General features: G+C 61.9%; 20 protein-coding genes. 8 read left to right on the top strand and 12 right to left on the bottom strand.

Annotated features, from left to right (window positions below):
• Positions 1-58 precede the first annotated feature (58 nt).
• The 4 genes from HX817_RS15670 to HX817_RS15655 form a co-directional block, all read right to left on the bottom strand.
• On the bottom strand, positions 59-1,222 hold the full coding sequence (locus tag HX817_RS15670) for an EAL domain-containing protein (protein WP_008432158.1): 1,164 nt from the start codon (positions 1,220-1,222) through the stop codon (positions 59-61).
• 92 nt (positions 1,223-1,314) lie between these two features.
• Positions 1,315-1,656, bottom strand: a complete 342-nt coding sequence (locus HX817_RS15665; RefSeq protein ID WP_177040537.1) for a hypothetical protein — start codon at positions 1,654-1,656, stop codon at positions 1,315-1,317.
• Entirely contained in the window at positions 1,653-2,039 is a 387-nt protein-coding gene (locus HX817_RS15660; protein WP_003209078.1) for a phage holin family protein, read from the bottom strand. Before HX817_RS15660 ends, HX817_RS15665 begins: the two co-directional genes overlap by 4 nt.
• A 2-nt stretch (positions 2,040-2,041) precedes the next feature.
• On the bottom strand, positions 2,042-2,356 hold the full coding sequence (locus tag HX817_RS15655) for a YqjD family protein (protein WP_003209080.1): 315 nt from the start codon (positions 2,354-2,356) through the stop codon (positions 2,042-2,044).
• A 348-nt stretch (positions 2,357-2,704) separates the two neighbouring features.
• Between HX817_RS15655 and HX817_RS15650 the strand changes: the two genes are divergently transcribed.
• Positions 2,705-3,913 (top strand): ammonium transporter, encoded by a 1,209-nt coding sequence (locus HX817_RS15650; protein ID WP_177040536.1) that lies wholly within the window; start codon positions 2,705-2,707, stop codon positions 3,911-3,913.
• On the opposite strand, the gene HX817_RS15645 is transcribed toward HX817_RS15650, so the two are convergent.
• On the bottom strand, positions 3,900-5,621 hold the full coding sequence (locus tag HX817_RS15645) for a monovalent cation:proton antiporter-2 (CPA2) family protein (protein WP_087694777.1): 1,722 nt from the start codon (positions 5,619-5,621) through the stop codon (positions 3,900-3,902). The two genes, HX817_RS15650 and HX817_RS15645, sit on opposite strands and share 14 nt — an antisense overlap.
• A 141-nt stretch (positions 5,622-5,762) precedes the next feature.
• Between HX817_RS15645 and HX817_RS15640 the strand changes: the two genes are divergently transcribed.
• The 3 genes from HX817_RS15640 (at position 5,763) to HX817_RS15630 (ending at position 7,364) form a co-directional block, all read left to right on the top strand.
• A complete protein-coding gene (locus HX817_RS15640) occupies positions 5,763-5,999 on the top strand; it encodes a glutaredoxin family protein (RefSeq protein WP_087694778.1) in 237 nt (78 codons plus the stop codon).
• 74 nt (positions 6,000-6,073) lie between these two features.
• Positions 6,074-6,409 carry a hypothetical protein gene (locus HX817_RS15635; RefSeq protein WP_003209087.1) on the top strand — a complete coding sequence of 112 codons (336 nt, stop codon included), beginning with the start codon at positions 6,074-6,076 and terminating at the stop codon, positions 6,407-6,409.
• Positions 6,410-6,479: 70 nt separating this feature from the next.
• Positions 6,480-7,364 carry a pseudouridine synthase gene (locus HX817_RS15630; protein WP_177028920.1) on the top strand — a complete coding sequence of 295 codons (885 nt, stop codon included), beginning with the start codon at positions 6,480-6,482 and terminating at the stop codon, positions 7,362-7,364.
• Between the two features lie 57 nt (positions 7,365-7,421).
• On the opposite strand, the gene HX817_RS15625 is transcribed toward HX817_RS15630, so the two are convergent.
• Both HX817_RS15625 and mobA read right to left on the bottom strand, forming a co-directional pair.
• Entirely contained in the window at positions 7,422-7,643 is a 222-nt protein-coding gene (locus tag HX817_RS15625) for a YgdI/YgdR family lipoprotein (RefSeq protein ID WP_003209090.1), read from the bottom strand.
• Between the two features lie 80 nt (positions 7,644-7,723).
• On the bottom strand, positions 7,724-8,326 hold the full coding sequence (gene mobA, locus HX817_RS15620) for a molybdenum cofactor guanylyltransferase MobA (RefSeq protein ID WP_177035739.1): 603 nt from the start codon (positions 8,324-8,326) through the stop codon (positions 7,724-7,726).
• A 75-nt stretch (positions 8,327-8,401) separates the two neighbouring features.
• On the opposite strand from mobA, the gene moaB reads away from it, so the two are divergent.
• Both moaB and glp read left to right on the top strand, forming a co-directional pair.
• Positions 8,402-8,941 carry a molybdenum cofactor biosynthesis protein B gene (gene moaB, locus HX817_RS15615; RefSeq protein ID WP_003209092.1) on the top strand — a complete coding sequence of 180 codons (540 nt, stop codon included), beginning with the start codon at positions 8,402-8,404 and terminating at the stop codon, positions 8,939-8,941.
• The gene (glp, locus tag HX817_RS15610; RefSeq protein WP_177040535.1) at positions 8,925-10,151 is read left to right on the top strand and encodes a gephyrin-like molybdotransferase Glp; all 1,227 of its coding nucleotides are present in this window, start codon (positions 8,925-8,927) and stop codon (positions 10,149-10,151) included. The genes moaB and glp overlap by 17 nt, the downstream gene beginning before the upstream one ends.
• Before the next feature lie 143 nt (positions 10,152-10,294).
• Here glp and HX817_RS15605 read toward each other — a convergent pair whose 3' ends face one another.
• The 5 genes from HX817_RS15605 to minC form a co-directional block, all read right to left on the bottom strand.
• Positions 10,295-11,584, bottom strand: coding sequence for a M18 family aminopeptidase (locus HX817_RS15605; protein WP_003209095.1), 1,290 nt, complete (start codon positions 11,582-11,584; stop codon positions 10,295-10,297).
• A 171-nt stretch (positions 11,585-11,755) separates the two neighbouring features.
• Positions 11,756-12,391: an RluA family pseudouridine synthase gene (locus HX817_RS15600; RefSeq protein WP_008432172.1), complete on the bottom strand. Its 636-nt coding sequence runs from the start codon at positions 12,389-12,391 to the stop codon at positions 11,756-11,758.
• Between the two features lie 96 nt (positions 12,392-12,487).
• Positions 12,488-12,742 carry a cell division topological specificity factor MinE gene (gene minE / locus HX817_RS15595; protein ID WP_003175252.1) on the bottom strand — a complete coding sequence of 85 codons (255 nt, stop codon included), beginning with the start codon at positions 12,740-12,742 and terminating at the stop codon, positions 12,488-12,490.
• A 3-nt stretch (positions 12,743-12,745) separates the two neighbouring features.
• Positions 12,746-13,558 carry a septum site-determining protein MinD gene (minD, locus tag HX817_RS15590; RefSeq protein ID WP_003209098.1) on the bottom strand — a complete coding sequence of 271 codons (813 nt, stop codon included), beginning with the start codon at positions 13,556-13,558 and terminating at the stop codon, positions 12,746-12,748.
• A gap of 199 nt (positions 13,559-13,757) precedes the next feature.
• Positions 13,758-14,495, bottom strand: a complete 738-nt coding sequence (gene minC, locus HX817_RS15585; RefSeq protein WP_177040534.1) for a septum site-determining protein MinC — start codon at positions 14,493-14,495, stop codon at positions 13,758-13,760.
• A 118-nt stretch (positions 14,496-14,613) separates the two neighbouring features.
• Between minC and HX817_RS15580 the strand changes: the two genes are divergently transcribed.
• Both HX817_RS15580 and HX817_RS15575 read left to right on the top strand, forming a co-directional pair.
• On the top strand, positions 14,614-15,549 hold the full coding sequence (locus HX817_RS15580; protein ID WP_003209101.1) for a lipid A biosynthesis lauroyl acyltransferase: 936 nt from the start codon (positions 14,614-14,616) through the stop codon (positions 15,547-15,549).
• 32 nt (positions 15,550-15,581) lie between these two features.
• Positions 15,582-16,733 carry a patatin-like phospholipase family protein gene (locus tag HX817_RS15575; protein WP_087694783.1) on the top strand — a complete coding sequence of 384 codons (1,152 nt, stop codon included), beginning with the start codon at positions 15,582-15,584 and terminating at the stop codon, positions 16,731-16,733.
• Positions 16,734-16,850 lie beyond the last annotated feature (117 nt).

The following is a 16,850-nucleotide window of genomic DNA, read 5'->3' as shown; positions in this document are numbered from 1 at the left end:
GTGCGGTGAATGACGGCTCCCAGCTTCCCGGTTCAGCCAGGCCTTCGCAAGCGAAAAACTACAGGCCGGCGGCGTCGATATCGATTAACAGCAAGCGCTGACCGTTATCAAAGAATTGTCCGGCAGTCAGGCAGTACTGGTTGGTCGTGGCATCGCGATAGGTTGAGGACAGGGTCAGCCGCCGCTCCTCCCAACCCTCGGCCAGCAGATGATAAAAATACGGACGCCATGACCAGTTGTGGCCCAGGTAGCGGCTGTCGGCTTGCCAGGCGCCCTGGTGCCATTCGAAGTTGGGTGTCAGTTGCGTGCCATGCCGGTCGCACTGGTAAAAACGCAGCAGCCAGGGAAACGCCGGCAATTGCGGCAGGTGGCTCAGCGGTGCGCGGGTGTGGGCCCAGGTTTGCAGGATCTGCATCAGCTCCGCCAGTTGCTGGCGCAGTTGCATGATCCGGCCACGTTCGGCGAGCTTCTGTTGGACATAGCCGGTGCGCAACTGGGCGAAGCGCGGCACGAATGCGTCGGTGTCGAACCAGTCCAGTTGGGCCTGGGCGAACAGGTAGCCCTGGACATAACGCGAACCGCATTCCAGGGCGAAATTCAGCTGGGCCTCGGTTTCCACCCCTTCGGCGATGATCCAGCAGCCGGTTTTTTCCGCCATTTGCGCCAGTGCCCGTACCACCTCACCGCTCGGGCCACCGCGGGCCGCGGCCTGGAACAGGCGCATGTCCAGCTTGAGAATGTCCGGCTGCAAGGCCAGCACCCGGTCCAGCTGCGAATAGCCGGCGCCGAAGTCATCAATGGCAATCCGCGCGCCGGCCTCGCGGTAGCGCTCGACGACTTCGGCCAGGCGCAGGATATCGCCGCCCAGTTCAGTGATCTCGAACACGATGCGGCGCGGGTCGACGTTATGCAGTTGCAATTGCTTCAGGCTCGGCAGTGCCTGGCCCGGGCGCAGGCGGGTGATCCAGCGTGGCGAGATATTCAGGCTGAGGAACCACTCCTGCGGGGCTTCATGCAGGCGGCTCAGGGCATTGTCACGGATCTGCCGGTCCAGGCGGCGCAAGGCCACCGAGGGCGTACGCGGGTCGGCGAACAGCGGACCCACCGAGCGCAGTTGGCCATTCGCCTGGCGTAGGCGGCCCAGGGCTTCTACGCCGGCGATGCGGCCGGTGGCGGTGTCGATGAATGGCTGGAAGCAGGCGAGCGGTTGCCCGTCGATCACGGGGCCTCCTTAAAAGACCGGAAATAAAAAAGGCCCGGCCCTCAATGGAGAGGGCCGGGCCTGATCTGTTTGCAAGAATGCAGCCAGCACGCTCAACTTTTGCGCGAAGCACCTTGCATGGCCAGTTTGATCAGCGGGATCAGGCCGGCACCCAGCCGCACCAGGCGGGTCATGGTGCCGATTCCGCCGCCCTTGGCGCCTTTGCCGGTGAGAAACCCCAGCAGCGTCACCACGCCCACGCCCCACAGCGGCGCGTGCTTGATGCCAAAACCGTCCTGCCAGCTCAGGCCCATGTTGCGGACCTTTTGCAGCGGCAGCATCAGTTGCTGGGACTCGTGACGGATTTCCTGGCGGTGCATTTCCATGCGCAGGCGGATCAACGCCTTGCGCATTTCTCGTCGGGAAGTGTTTTGCGGCAATTCAGTCATGCTCATGGCAGCAGGCGCTCCCGGTCGTTGGCCAGCTCTTCGAGGGTGGCGTGGAACGGCGTGGACTCATCGAACACCGCCGCCTTCAGGCGCAACCCGCAGAATGCTGCGGCCAGTATGTAGAACACACACAGGCTGATAATCCCGGTCAGGCGGTAGGTATCCCACACCAGAATCATCACCAGCGCCGACAAACCCACCAGCAACAGCAAGGCAAACACCAGCGCCAGGCCGGCGAACAGCAACAGGCTGACGGTGCGGGCTTTCTGCTCCTGCAACTCGATGCCGAACAGCTCGACATGGCTGTGCAGCAAACCCAGGACAGCCGCGCCCAGGCGCCGTGAAGTAGAACTTGGGCCCGTGGACGAGCCGGATTCGCCGATAGACATGATTAGCGCCTTGTAGCCAGCAGGCCGATCAAAAAGCCCACGCCGGCCGCAATGCCGACGGACTGCCAGGGGTTGGCCTGCACATAGTCTTCAGTGGCCGTGACCGCCGCCTGGCCGCGTTCGCGCAGGGAGTCCTCGGTCAGTTGCAGGGTTTCACGGGCCTTGAGCAGGCTTTCGTGAATCTTGCTGCGAAGCTCGTCAGCCTGGTCACCGGCGAGGATGGCCGTGTCGTCCAGCAGCTTCTCGGTATCGCTGACCAGGGTTTGAAAATCCGCCATCAGTATTTCTTGAGCAGTCTTTGCCGTTTTTCTGGCCATGGTTATCTCCGTGAGTGGCTGGTCTGTTTACTTCTGGTTTCGAGTCACCGGTGTCGGTGAAGGTTCACTGCAATTGTCTGGTACAGCTTTTGCTTTGCCTTGGTGCGCAGGCCCGGGGCCTTGCGCTGAATCCGGGCGGTTGGGGCTCAAACCCTGAAAAACCTTACCCTAAATAACTAAAACTCGCGGAAAAACCCTGTCGGATTCTGCCTTTTTCAATGATCGCTGCGCCAAAGCGGTTCACGGCCTCAAACGAGGGTCGGACCGCTGGTGCCAATTTAGTGCGCATCATGAAGGTCATGAACTGCTTTGGTGCTTTTTCCTGCATGTGCAGGCCTGCCATCCTCCATGGAAAATTTGCAAAGCGCGGTGGACACCCTCGTCCACAGCTCCAACACGCTGTTCATTCTGATTGGTGCGGTCATGGTCCTGGCCATGCACGCCGGCTTTGCCTTCCTGGAAGTCGGCACGGTGCGCCAGAAGAACCAGGTCAATGCCCTGTCGAAAATCCTCAGCGACTTCGCGATTTCCACACTGGCCTATTTCTTTATAGGCTATTGGATCTCCTACGGCGTGACCTTCATGCAACCGGCGGCGGTGATCAGCGCCGACCACGGCTACGGCCTGGTGAAGTTCTTCTTCCTGCTGACCTTCGCGGCGGCGATCCCGGCGATCATTTCCGGGGGAATCGCCGAGCGTGCACGGTTTGTTCCGCAACTGTGTGCCACTGCGTTGATCGTAGCCTTCATCTACCCGTTTTTCGAAGGCATGGTGTGGAACGGCAACTACGGCCTGCAAGCCTGGTTGCTGGCCACCTTCGGCGCCAGCTTCCATGACTTTGCCGGCAGCGTCGTGGTGCACGCCATGGGCGGCTGGCTGGCGCTGGCGGCGGTGCTGTTGCTGGGGCCAAGGCAGGGGCGTTATCGGGAAGGGCGCCTGGTGGCGTTCGCGCCGTCGAGCATTCCATTTCTCGCGTTGGGCTCGTGGATCTTGATTGTCGGCTGGTTCGGCTTCAACGTCATGAGTGCGCAAACCCTGTCCGGGGTCAGTGGGCTGGTGGCGGTCAATTCGTTGATGGCGATGGTCGGTGGCACGGTAGCGGCATTGGTGATCGGCCGTAACGACCCAGGCTTCTTGCACAACGGTCCATTGGCCGGGTTGGTGGCGATCTGTGCCGGTTCCGACCTGATGCACCCGGTGGGCGCGTTGGTGACCGGCGTGGTGGCGGGCGGCTTGTTCGTCTGGTTCTTCATTGCCGCCCAGGATCGCTGGAAAATCGACGATGTGCTGGGTGTATGGCCGTTGCACGGGCTGTGCGGCGTGTGGGGCGGGATTGCCTGCGGGATCTTCGGCCATACCGCCCTGGGCGGTTTGGGCGGCGTGAGCCTGATCAGCCAGTTGATCGGCACCGCGCTGGGGGTAGTGGTAGCCCTGGCCGGCGGCTTCCTGGTGTATGGCGTGATCAAACGCGTGCATGGCCTGCGCTTGAGTCAGGAAGAAGAGTATTACGGCGCGGATTTGTCGATCCACAAGATTGGCGCGGTCAGTCAGGATTGAGGGGCGCGTCCCCTTCGTTCTGGTTGCAGCCATGTAACAGGCGGTACCGGCTCTGGCGCACTTCATCGACACGGCCTTGCACCTGCTGCTCCGACAACCCCAGCAGGATCAACGCATGGGAGGCGAGCATCAGGCTCGACTCCAGCAACTCGGGCACCACTTCAGTGGCGCCGGCGGCTTTCAGTTCGGCCAGCTGACTGTCGTCGCGGGTGCGTACCAGGATCGGCACGGTCAGGTTGATCCGCCGCGCTTCGTTGAGCACGGCCAGGGCGACGTCGCTGTTGTCCACCGCGATCACCACCAGGCGCGCACGTTCCAGGCCGACCGCGCTGAGCAGGGCGCCACGGCGGCAGTCGCCGTAATGCACGGCGCTGTCTTCGGTAGACGCTTCCTGGACTCGCTCCGGGTCGTCATCAAGGGCAATGAACGCCTGTTGTTCACGGTGCAGGAAGCGCCCGATGGACTGGCCAACCCGGCCGTAGCCGCAGATCACCGCGTGGTCGCGCAGCTCGGCATTCAGGGCCGTAATCTCTTCAAGCTGTACTTGCTGGTTGGGCTTGCGGTGCAGGCGCAGGGCAATCGCGGGTGCAGCCCTGAGCAACAGCGGAGTCAATAGCATCGAGCAGAAGGTGGCAGCCAGCAGCAGGCCGCTGATGTCGGCGGGCAGCAGGCGGCTTTGCTGCATTTGCGCCATCAAGGCGAAACAGAACTCGCCGCCCTGGGCCAGCGCCAGGCCGCTGCGCCAGGCGGTTTCACCGTCGCTGCCGCGCAGTCGCACCAATAGCGCGACCACACAGCCTTTGATGAACATCAGCGTGAGGGTCAGGCCGAGAATCAACAGGCTATGACTGACGAACAGTTGCAGGTCGATCAGCATGCCGATGCTGACAAAAAACAGTCCTAGCAGGATGTCGCGAAACGGTCGGATATCGGCTTCGATCTGATGGCGGTAATGGCTTTCCCCCAGCAGCATGCCGGCGAGAAACGCACCGAGTGCCGGGGACAGGCCCAGCAAGTGGGTCAGCCAGGCGGTGAGCAGTACGATCACCAGTGCCAGCAGCACGAACAATTCGGCCGAATGGGACGCCGCCACCTCACGGAACAAACGCGGCAGCAACCAGCGGCTGGCCAGCAGCAGGCCGAGGAACAGCACCACGGTTTTGCCCAGGGTCAGTGGCAATGCCCAGTACCAGGCTTGCTCGCTGTTACCGGCGAACACTGGCACGAGGGTCAGCAGCAATACGGCCACTACATCCTGGAACAGCAATACCCCAATCGCGTTCTGGCCATGGCTGCTGAAGATTTCGCCAAGGCTGGTCAGCTCCTTGCTGACGATGGCGGTGGACGACAGTGCCAGTCCCGCACCGAGCAACAGCGCGGTGGTCGGCGACAGGCCGAACAGTGCCAGCAAACCGCCCAGCAGCAACCCGCAGCACAGTACCTGCAGGCTGCCCAAGCCAAACACCACCCGGCGCAGGCTGAGCATTTTGTTGAGAGAAAACTCCAGGCCCAGGGAAAACAGCAGGAACACCACACCCAGTTCGGCAAGGTCTGGCAACTCTTCGCTGTCATTGACCCAGTCGAGGGCGGTGGGGCCCACGGCCAGGCCAACACACAGATAGCCCAGCACCGGCGGCAGTTGCAGGCGACGAAACAGCGCAATCACCACCAGGGAGGAGGCCAGGATAATCAGCAGGTTGGCAAACACATGCAGCTCCATTGCAGGTATTACGGGAAAAAAGTCGCGAGAGTCGCTGAATCAGTTATACGCCATGCTGATCTGGGTCAGGCTTTTGCAGTGTCCCGACGCTGTTAGAATAGGTGCCTGATTCTTCTTGGACCCGTTGCCATGCTTCCTGAATGTCAGTTGTTCGGCACCCTGGGCTGCCATCTGTGTGAGTTTGCCGAAGCCGAAATCATGCCGTTGGTCGAACACGGCCTGCTGGTGGAGTTGGTGGATATCGCCGATTCCGAGGCCCTGTATGAAGCCTACGGCCTGCGGATTCCGGTGCTGCGCCGGGTGGACACGGGCGCGGAGCTGGAGTGGCCGTTCGACGAAGCGCAGGTAGTGAACTTTCTTAGCTAGCACTCGGCGATGGCGAGTTCCCGATTATTCGGTTACTGTATGTTTGTACAGCGATTGAATGAGAGGGAACGCCCGTGGTGAATGTTGAACAACTGAAAAGCAGCGTCAATCGCATGTCCGCCGACGTCGTGCGCGACGCGGTGAACGAGCTGCGCCTCGATGGCCTGGTCACGGAAGGCAAGACGCCGTTTAACAAAGTGCATTTCAACACCTGCTTTGCCGAGATCGAGGCGCTGTTCCAGCGCGCGGGTTATCACAAGCAGCTGGATGTGGTGGGTTACCAGGGCTTGCTGTATGCGCTTTACGACCCGGGCCGCTGGGAAGCGGTGGATGTGCTGCGCTGGCTCAAGGAATTCACCGAGGCGGCCAGTGCGTCACCGGTGTTGCGCGCGGAATTGGCCAAGGCCTGAATCTGTGCTGGGCCTGATCCGGCAGCATGCGGGATAATGTGCGCCTGTATGTCCACGTCTTGAGCCTGCCATGTCCGTTTTTTCCGCTGCCCAGCACCAAGCCAGCACCTTGTACCTGCCGCCAGGCGCCTGGGCCACCGTGCTGGATTGCCTGTGTGAGCACTTCCAGGCCATCAGCCGTGAGCAATGGCTGGACCGCATCGCCCGGGGCAGGGTGCTGGACATCAATGGCACTCCCATCAATCAGGACCTCGCCTACCGCGAAGGCCTGTGCATCTACTACTTTCGCGAAGTACCGAACGAGAAAGTAATCCCGGTGCAGGAGACGATCCTGTACGCCGATGAACACCTGGTGGTAGCCGACAAGCCGCATTTCCTGCCGGTCACGCCTGCCGGTGAATACGTCGAGCAGACCCTGTTGCGGCGTTTGATCCGTCGCCTCGACAACCCGGCGCTGGTGCCGCTGCATCGCATTGATCGGCATACCGCAGGGCTGGTGCTGTTTTCGGCCAACCCCCAGACGCGCTCGGCGTATCAACAGCTGTTTCCCACGCGCAAGATCGACAAGTTCTACGAAGCCATTGCCCCGGCATTGCCTGGGCTGACTTTTCCGCTGGTACACAAAAGCCGGCTGGTGGATGGCGAGCCGTTCTTTCGCATGCAGGAAGGCGAGGGGGCGAGCAACACCGAGACGGCGGTCGAGGTGCGGGAAAAGAATGGCGACCTGTGGCGCTATGGCCTGTTTCCGGTGACCGGCAAGAAGCATCAGTTGCGGGTGCACATGACGGCCCTGGGCGCGAGTATCTGCAACGATCCGTTCTACCCCGACGTTATCAAGGATGCCGAGGACGACTACGCCAACCCGCTCAAGCTGCTGGCCCAAGGGGTGCGTTTCATCGACCCGGTCACCGGCCTTGAGCGCGACTTTCGCAGCGAGATCAGCCTGGACTGGTAAATCCCAGCAACGAAAAAGCCCGCATTACGCGGGCTTTTTTGTATCTGGCGTTAAGACTTACAGGTCTTTAACGGTGCGAACCTGATCCTTGTTGATCTGGGTGCGCTTGCCATCCAGCTGTTCGAATTCGTAGAAGCCGGTGGACTTGTCGAATTTAGGAGTGTCGACGGCCTGGATTTCGCGACCGTCATTCAGGGTGATCACTGTCGGCGAGGCGCAACCGGCAAGGGTAGCGAGGCCCAGTGCAAGCATGAGAGCGGCGATGGTCCGTTGAGTCATGAGTTTGTCTCCGAGAGAATGCTTTGTTGAGTACTGACCTTGTGACGTGTGTAACGTCGGCAAAGTTCCTTGTTCGACGCTCATTCTGACACGCTGGGCGGGCGGTGCAACAACTCCGGTGTATTGAGGTTGGCCAGGCGCGGATCGTCGGCGGGGCAATCCAGGGCCTTGGCCCCCAGCGCCTGCATGATCTGGCGCGGGCTGCGCTCGCCGGCTGCCCAGGCCCGTTCGAAGGGCTCGCGCAGCGAAGTGGGGATCACGCAGAGCAGCGGTTCCCAGAAATCGCCGTGGCGCACCATCACCGGCAGTAACGGGTTTTGCTGCGCCGTGCTGCGCAGGTCGGCGAGCAATCGTGCATCGATCTGCGGCACATCGCACGGCAATACCAGCAGATGCCCATGCTGCGCCACCGCCAGTCCTGCGCGAATGCCGGCCAGTGGCCCTGGAAAGTCGGGGCTGTCATCGCCGACCAATTGATCGGCGTAGGCCGCGTACTGCGCCTGGTTGCGATTGCAGGAGATGATCAGGTCGTCGGTCAACGGCCGCACCAGGCGATGCAGGTGCGCGATCAGCGGCTGCCCGTGCCAGTCCAGCAAACCCTTGTCGAGGCCGCCCATGCGCTGGCCACGGCCGCCGGCCAGCAAAAGGATCGAGCAGGGCAGTGGGGAAGAATGGCTTGGCATGACGGCTCCTGCGGGCAGTGAAATGGGGGGCTGTGATATAACATCGGGCTGTTCCTTCGACAACCGGACCGAGCCATGAAAGCCAAGGCTGATGCGCCCTTTGTACCCCTGAATATCGCTGTATTGACGGTCAGCGACACCCGCACCCTGGAAACCGACACCTCGGGCCAGGTCTTCGTCGACCGCCTGACCGCCGCCGGTCACCTGCTGGCCGAGCGAGTTTTGCTTAAAGATGATCTGTACAAAATCCGTGCGCAAGTGGCGCACTGGATTGCCGAAGACGTGGTGCAGGTGGTGTTGATCACCGGCGGCACCGGCTTCACCGGCCGCGACAGCACCCCGGAAGCGGTGAGCTGCCTGCTGGATAAGCAGGTGGATGGTTTCGGCGAACTGTTCCGGCAAATCTCCGTGGCCGATATCGGCACCTCCACCGTGCAATCCCGTGCCCTGGCCGGCCTGGCCAACGGCACACTGGTGTGCTGCCTGCCGGGCTCCACCAACGCGGTGCGCACCGGTTGGGACGGGATTCTCGCCGAGCAATTGGATAACCGTCACCGCCCGTGCAACTTCGTCCCGCATTTGAAACAGGCCGAGCCCTGTGAATCCCGTGGGTAAGCCGGGCAAGACCGGCGCGTTGATGCCGGTGGAAGACGCCCTCGAACAATTGCTGGCGATGGCCGAGGCAGCGCCGATCCGCGAGCCGGAAACGTTGGCGCTGGCCGAGTGTGATGGTCGGGTGCTGGCCCAGGCGTTGATCTCCACGCTGGACTTGCCGCCCTGGCCCAACAGCGCCATGGACGGATACGCCCTGCGCCTGGCGGACTGGACCGGTGAGCCACTGGTAGTCAGCCAGCGCATTTTTGCGGGCACGGCACCCGAGCCCTTGGCTGCCGGTACCTGCGCGCGGATCTTCACCGGAGCCCCGGTACCGGAGGGCGCGAACTGCGTCGAGATGCAGGAAAACGCCGTGGTCCATGCCGATCAGCGGGTGAGCTTCACCGAAGCGTTGCAGGTGGATCAAAACATCCGTCCCCAAGGCCAGGAAACCACGGTGGGCGAGTGGGTGTTGCCAGCAGGGACACGCCTGGGCCCGATCGAGTTGGGCCTGGCGGCTTCGCTGGGTCGTGATCGGCTGGAGGTGGTACGACGCGCCCGCGTGGCTGTGCTGTCCACCGGCGACGAGTTGATCGAGCCGGGCCTGCCGCTGGGGCCCGGGCAGATCTACAACAGTAATCGCCGGGTGCTGTGCAGCTGGCTGGAGCGCCTGGGCTGCGAAGTGGTGGATGCCGGGATCCTGCCGGACGACCTGGAACAAACCCGCGAACGCCTGGGCGCATTGGGCTCGGTAGACCTGATTCTGTCCACCGGCGGTGTGTCGGTGGGGGAGGCGGATTTTCTCGGGATTGCGCTGCGGGAAGAAGGGGAGCTGGCGCTGTGGAAGCTGGCAATCAAGCCGGGCAAGCCGCTGACGTTCGGGCATTTCCGTGGTGTACCGGTGATCGGTTTGCCGGGCAATCCGGCGTCGACGCTGGTGACCTTTGCCTTGCTGGCGCGGCCTTACCTGTTGCGCCGCCAGGGCGTGGAAGACGTGCAGCCGCTGCGCATTGAAGTGCCCGTGGGATTTGTCTGGCCCAAGCCGGGGAATCGCCGCGAGTATTTGCGCGGGCGGCTGGAGCAGGGCAAGGCGATCATCTACCGCAACCAGAGCTCGGGTGTGCTGCGTAGCGCGGCGTGGGCCGAAGGTTTGGTAGAAGTGCTGGAGGGGACGACGCTGGAGATCGGTGACCGGGTCAACTTCATTCCGCTGAGTGAAGTGTTGAACTGAGCCCGATCTATCAAACAATGAAGATCAAAATGTGGGGGCGGGCTTGCTCGCGAAAGCGGTGGATCAGTCACCCGATGTATTGACTGACCCTCTGCATTCGCGAGCAAGCCCGCCCCCACATTTGATTTGTGTTCATCCTGCAATTACGGCAAGTCGCGACTCGCGTAAAACGCACTCAACACCTTCACCAGGTGCGCCAGGTCGTGGCTGCCGCACAGCTCGCGAATCGAGTGCATGGCAAACGTCGGCAAGCCGATATCCACGGTGCGCACGCCCAGGTGGCTGGCGGTGATCGGGCCGATGGTCGAGCCGCAACCCATGTCGCTGCGAACCACAAAGCTCTGCACCGGCACTTCTTCGGCCATGCACAGGTGGCGGAAGAACCCGGCGGTTTCGCTGTTGGTGGCGTAGCGCTGGTTGCTGTTGACCTTGATCACCGGGCCGGCATTGAGTTTCGGGCCGTGGTTGGCGTCGTGCTTCTCGGCGTAGTTGGGGTGCACGCCGTGGGCGTTGTCGGCAGACACCAACAGCGACTTCTGGATAGTGCGTACGAACTCATCACCCTCGGGCAGCAGGCGACGCAGGGTCTGCTCCAGCATCGGGCCGTCGGCACCGCAGGCGGAGCACGAGCCGACTTCTTCGTGGTCGTTGCAGACCAGCACGCAGGTTTCATCGGTTTCGGCGGTGAGCAGGGCTTGCAGGCCGGCGTAGCACGACAGCAGGTTGTCGAGGCGGGCACCGGCGATAAAGTCGCCATTGAGGCCGATCACGGCCGCGCTCTGGGTATCGTAGAAGCTCAGCTCATAGTCGAGCACCACATCGGCGTTCAACCCGTGTTCACGAGCCAGTTGCTCGGTCAGCACTGCGCGGAAGTCTACGCGCTCGTCACCGGCGAACTGCGCAAGGATCGGCGGCAGTTCGGTCTGGGCATTGATCGCCCAACCCTGGTTGGCTTCACGGTTCAGGTGAATGGCCAGGTTGGGGATGATCGCGATGGGCAGCTTGAAGTCGATCAGCTGGCTTTCGACCTTGCCGTCGCGGCGGAAAGTGACGCGGCCGGCCAGGGACAGATCGCGGTCGAACCACGGCGCCAGCAGCGCGCCGCCGTACACTTCCACACCCAGTTGCCAGAAGCCCTGGCGTTGCAGTTCAGGCTGTGGCTTGACCCGCAGGCACGGGCTGTCGGTGTGGGCGCCGACCAGGCGGATGCCGCCTTGCAGGGGCGAGTGGCGGCCGAGTTTGAAGGCGATGATCGAGGAGTCGTTGCGGGTCACGTAGTAGCGCCCGTTGGCCTCGGTGGTCCAGGTCTCGCGCTCGTCAAGACGCTGGAAACCGGCCGCTTCCAGGCGCTGTGCAAGGGCGGCGGTGGCATGGAACGGGGTAGGGGAGGCCTTGAGGAAGTCGATCAGGCCTTGGTTCAACTCTTCGCGCATAAGTAGCTCCAGACAGCAATGGCGCGAGTTTACCGTCCGACGGGATAAGTGCACAGAACAAATGTGGGAGCGGGCTTGCTCGCGAATGCGGTGTGTCAGTCGCCGAATGAGCTAACTGATCCACCGCATTCGCGAGCAAGCCCGCTCCCACATTTTAATTGCGTTTACAGGTTAAAACGGCGCGGGGCACTCGAAGCGCAGACGCTCGCCGCTCTGGGGATGGGTGAAGCTCAACATGCTGGCGTGCAGACACAGGCGTGGCCAGGCAGCCAAGGCCTGTTCATGGGCGTACAAGCCATCGCCCAGCAACGGATGCCCGATGGACAGCATATGCACGCGCAGTTGATGTGAGCGGCCGGTGATCGGTGTCAGCTCAACCCGGCACCAGTCGCCGCAACGCTCCAGGACTTTCCAGAAGGTCAGCGCGTTCTTGCCGAATTCGTGGTCCACCACGTGCCGTGGCTTGGTCGGTGGGTCGTAGCGCAAGGGCAAGTCGATGCTGCCGCTGTCCAGTTCCGGTTGGCCCCAGCAGAGTGCGGTGTAGGCCTTTTCGGTTTCCCGGTCATGAAACTGGCGGGACAGTTCACGGTGGGTATCCGCGTCTCGGGCCAGCAGGATGATCCCGGACGTTTCCCAGTCCAGGCGATGGACGATGCGGGCTTCGGGGTAGCCGTTTTCCTGCAGGCGGGTGATCAGGCAGTCCTTGTTGTCGTCGGCGCGACCGGGCACCGAGAGCAGCAGGGTAGGCTTGTTCACCACCAGGACAGCAGCGTCCTGATGAAGGATATGGACATTGGACAACGGCATTAAAACAGCCTCGTAACAAACGCCAACGGCGGCTCGCTCACCCGGCCCCGTGAGGGGAGCCAGGTAACCGAGCCGCCGTGGCGACCGCCTTTTCGATCAACGATCAGGCAGGGTGATATTGAGTTCCAGAATCGAGCAGCTGCCGTCATTTTCCAGGGCGACATGCACGTCATCGTTACCGATGTTGACGTACTTGCGGATCACTTCCACCAGTTCCTTCTGCAGGGCTGGCAGGTAATCCGGGGTGCTGCGTTGGCCGCGTTCGTGCGCCACGATGATCTGTAGACGCTCTTTCGCTACCGACGCGGTACTTGGCTTTTTGTTGGCGCGAAAGAAGTCGAGAAATTTCATTGTTTAGTTGCCTCCAAAGATACGCTCGAAGAATCCCTTCTTCTTAACATCGAGGAAGCGATGTTCCACGGTCTTGCCCAGCAAGCGATCTACCGCATCGCTGTACGCCTGGCCGGCGTCGCTCTGGTCGTCAAGAATCACCGGCACACCTTGGTTGGATGCCTTCAGGACGGCCTGGGATTCCGGGATCACACCCAGCAGGGTCACGGCGAGGATTTCCTTCACGTCTTCAACGCCGAGCATTTCGCCATTGCTGACGCGCTCAGGGTTGTAGCGGGTCAGCAGCAGGTGTTCCTTGATCGGATCTTCACCTTTCTCGGCGCGCTGGGACTTGCTGGCCAGCAGGCCGAGCATGCGGTCCGAGTCACGTACCGAGGAGACTTCAGGGTTGGTCACGACGATGGCTTCGTCGGCGAAGTACATCGCCAGGTGAGCACCGGTCTCGATACCCGCCGGGGAATCGCACACCACGTATTCGAAGGTTTCCTTCAGTTCGGCGAGGACCTTGCCCACGCCTTCCTTGGTCAGCGCGTCTTTGTCGCGGGTCTGGCTGGCGGCCAGTACATACAGGTTCTCAAGGCGCTTGTCCTTGATCAGGGCCTGTTGCAGGTTGGCTTCGCCATTGACGACGTTGACGAAGTCGTAAACCACGCGGCGTTCACAGCCCATGATCAGGTCGAGGTTACGCAAGCCGACGTCGAAGTCGACGATAACTGTCTTGTGGCCGCGCAGAGCGAGGCCGGTACCGATAGCGGCGCTGGTGGTGGTCTTACCCACACCACCCTTGCCGGATGTAACCACGAGAATCTTGGCCAAGGTGTTTCACCCCTAAGGAAAAAGGACTTTTTAGTCCCTGAAAAACATCTCTTGTCACTCGCTGCAGGCGGGCAGCTCTTGTAGGAGAAAGCACGGTTTGCCTGGGCAAACCCCACCTTAAAATTATTCCTACACAAGTTTTGCCGTTTTCGCTGTGCTATCAGAGTCCAGAGATGCTTGGAAAATGCGGCAGTATCCGTTAAAGACGAACGATGTTCAACACATCGCCCGACAGGCTGACTTGTACCCCGGCCCCCCACAGCGGATCGCGGCGCAAATCTTCCGAAACCTTGTACTGGCCTGCGATGGACACTAGCTCAGCGGTCAACTGCTGGCAAAAAATACGGGCCTTGGTGTCACCTTTTATGCCGGCCAGGGCACGACCACGCATGGGGCCGTATACATGGATGTTTCCATCGGCGAGAAGTTCCGCCCCCGGGCTGACCGGGGCGATGACGACAAGGTCGCCACCCTGGGCGTAAATCTGCTGCCCGCCCCGTACGGGAGAGGTGATGATCTTTGTCGGCTTGATCGTCGGCTCCGGCGGTTTCTCCGGTTTTTTCTTCTCTTCGCCGACCAACGGGTCGAGCGGACGCTCGCGGGCACCCGACGGCGGCAGTACTGGCAGTTCAATGGCGATTGCCGCGGCGATGTCTTCGATACGGCTGGCACGGATCGCCAGGGTGCGCAGGCCATGCTGGCGGCACACGCGCATCAGCCCGGGCAGGTCGACCGCGCCCTGGCCGGCCGGGAGCTTGTCCAGGGCCAGCACCAGCGGTGCATTGTTGAAGAAGTTCGGCGCCAGGGCGACCTTGGCGGCGAGCTGGCGGTCCAGGGCATCAAGGTCGTAGCGGGCCAGTTCCAGCACGGTAATGGCGAGCATGCTGCCTTTCAACTGGAACACGGGATCTTGGTCTAGCGGTTCGGTTTGGCTCATGGTCGGCAAAGCGGCTTGTCACGAAAAGTGTCGAGACTTATAACGAGAACATCCGCTAGCCGCAAGCCGGGTCGAACCGTTGTAGAATGCGCGGCCGTTGTCTTTACCGGAATCTTGAATGGATCGCCCGCGTTTTCGAGCTGTATTTTTTCATCCGCGCTTCTGGCTGTTATGGCTGGGGCTGGGTTTGCTGTGGCTGATTGTGCAGTTGCCGTACCGGGCTTTACTGGGGATTGGCCGTGCCTTGGGGGCGGGAATGTACCGGGTGGCCGGTGAACGTCGACGTATCGCCGCACGAAACCTGGAACTGTGCTTCCCGGAAAAGTCCGCTAAAGAGCGTAAACATTTGCTCAAGGAAAACTTTGCCTCCACCGGCATCGCGTTCTTCGAGATGGCCATGAGCTGGTGGTGGTCCAAGCCGCGCCTGGCGCGCCTGGCCCATGTCGAAGGGCTGGAGCACCTCAAGCAGGCGCAACTGGAAGGCAAGGGCGTGATCCTCATGGCCCTGCATTTCACCACCCTGGAAATCGGCGCCGCCTTGCTCGGGCAGAAGCACACCATCGACGGCATGTACCGCGAGCACGGCAACCCCTTGTTCGATTTCGTCCAGCGCCGTGGCCGCGAGCGGCACAACCTCGACTCCCTGGCCGTAGAGCGCGAAGACGTGCGCGGCATGCTCAAGCTGCTGCGGGCCGGTCGTGCGATCTGGTACGCACCGGACCAGGACTACGGCGCCAAGCAAAGTATCTTCGTGCCATTGTTCGGCATTCAGGCCGCCACCGTGACCGCCACCAGCAAGTTCGCCCGCCTGGGCAAGGCTCTGGTGGTGCCGTTCACCCAGGAACGCCTGGCCGACGGCAGCGGTTATCGCCTGGTGATCCATCCGCCGCTGACCGACTTTCCCGGTGAAACCGACGAGATCGATTGCCTGCGCATCAACCAGTGGGTCGAAGCCTCCGTGCGCGAATGCCCCGAGCAATACCTGTGGACGCACCGCCGCTTCAAGAGCCGGCCGCCAGGTGAACCTAAACTGTATGAAAAACGTCGCCGTTGATCTGAAGTCCCCAAGCACCATGGAGTGATGCAATGCGCCCAGCTGAACCGGTCACAGGCTTGATTCTTTCCGGCGGCGGGGCGCGAGCCGCCTATCAGGTGGGGGTACTGGCGGCGATTGCCGAGCTGTTGCCGCCGGGCGCGGCCAATCCGTTTCCGGTGATCGTCGGCACCTCGGCCGGGGCGATCAATGCAGTGAGCCTGGCCAGTGGCGCCATGGACTTTACCGCCGCCATCCAGCGCCTGACCGCCTTCTGGCAGGGCTTTCGCAGCCACCTGGTGCTGCGCAGCGACTGGCCCGGGGTGATCAGCCAGGCCAGTCGATTCCTTATCCACAGCCTGCTGGGGATGGGGGCGCAGGTGCCAGTGGCGCTGCTCAACAGTTCGCCGCTGCGGGACTTGTTGCGCGACAAACTGCACCTGGAAGGCATCGCGCAGTCGATCCGCGAGAAACACCTTCATGCTGTGGCGGTGACCGCGTTCGGGTACGAGTCCGGGCAAGCCGTGACCTTCTATCAGGGCGGCGGCACCATCGATGCATGGTTGCGGCATCGGCGCATCGGCATTCCCACCCAATTGACCGTTGAACATTTGCTGGCCAGCTCGGCGATTCCGTTGCTGTTTGCGCCGGTCAAACTCGGCCAGGAATATTTTGGTGACGGGGCGGTGCGCCAGTCGGCGCCGATCAGTCCTGCGTTGCACCTGGGCGCCAGCCGCGTGCTGGTGGTGGGGGTCAGTGGCAACCCGCGTGGCAACGATCCATCGAACCCGGCGCGCACCTTCACCGGCCAGGAGCCGACGTTGGCGCAGATCGGCGGGCACATGCTCAACAGTACGTTCATCGACAGCCTGGAAAGCGATATCGAATTGCTTGAGCGCCTGAACCAGTTCAGCCACGTGTTGCCGGCCAACGCGGCGATACAAGGTTTGGCACCAGTGGAAGTATTGGTGATCGCTCCCAGTCAGCCAATCGACGAAATCGCGGCACGTCACCGCCAGGAATTGCCGGCGGCATTGCGCCTGTTTCTGCGCGGGCCGGGGGCGACCAAAACCAGTGGCGCGGGTGTGCTCAGCTACCTGCTGTTCGAGGCGGGGTATTGCAGCGAATTGATCGAGCTGGGAAGGCGGGATGCGCTGGCCAAGCGCGAAGAGTTGCAGCGGTTCCTGGGCCTGACACCGGACTGAATGTGGGAGCGGGCTTGTGTGGGAGCGGGCTTGCTCGCGAATGCGGTGTGTCAGTCGCCAGATGTATTGACTGACCCACCGCATTCGCGAGCAAGCCCGCTCCCACATAAACCCGAT

This window comes from Pseudomonas sp. C6002, assembly GCF_013385805.1.
Taxonomy (GTDB): domain Bacteria; phylum Pseudomonadota; class Gammaproteobacteria; order Pseudomonadales; family Pseudomonadaceae; genus Aquipseudomonas.
This window is presented reverse-complemented; position numbering and strand designations above follow the sequence as displayed.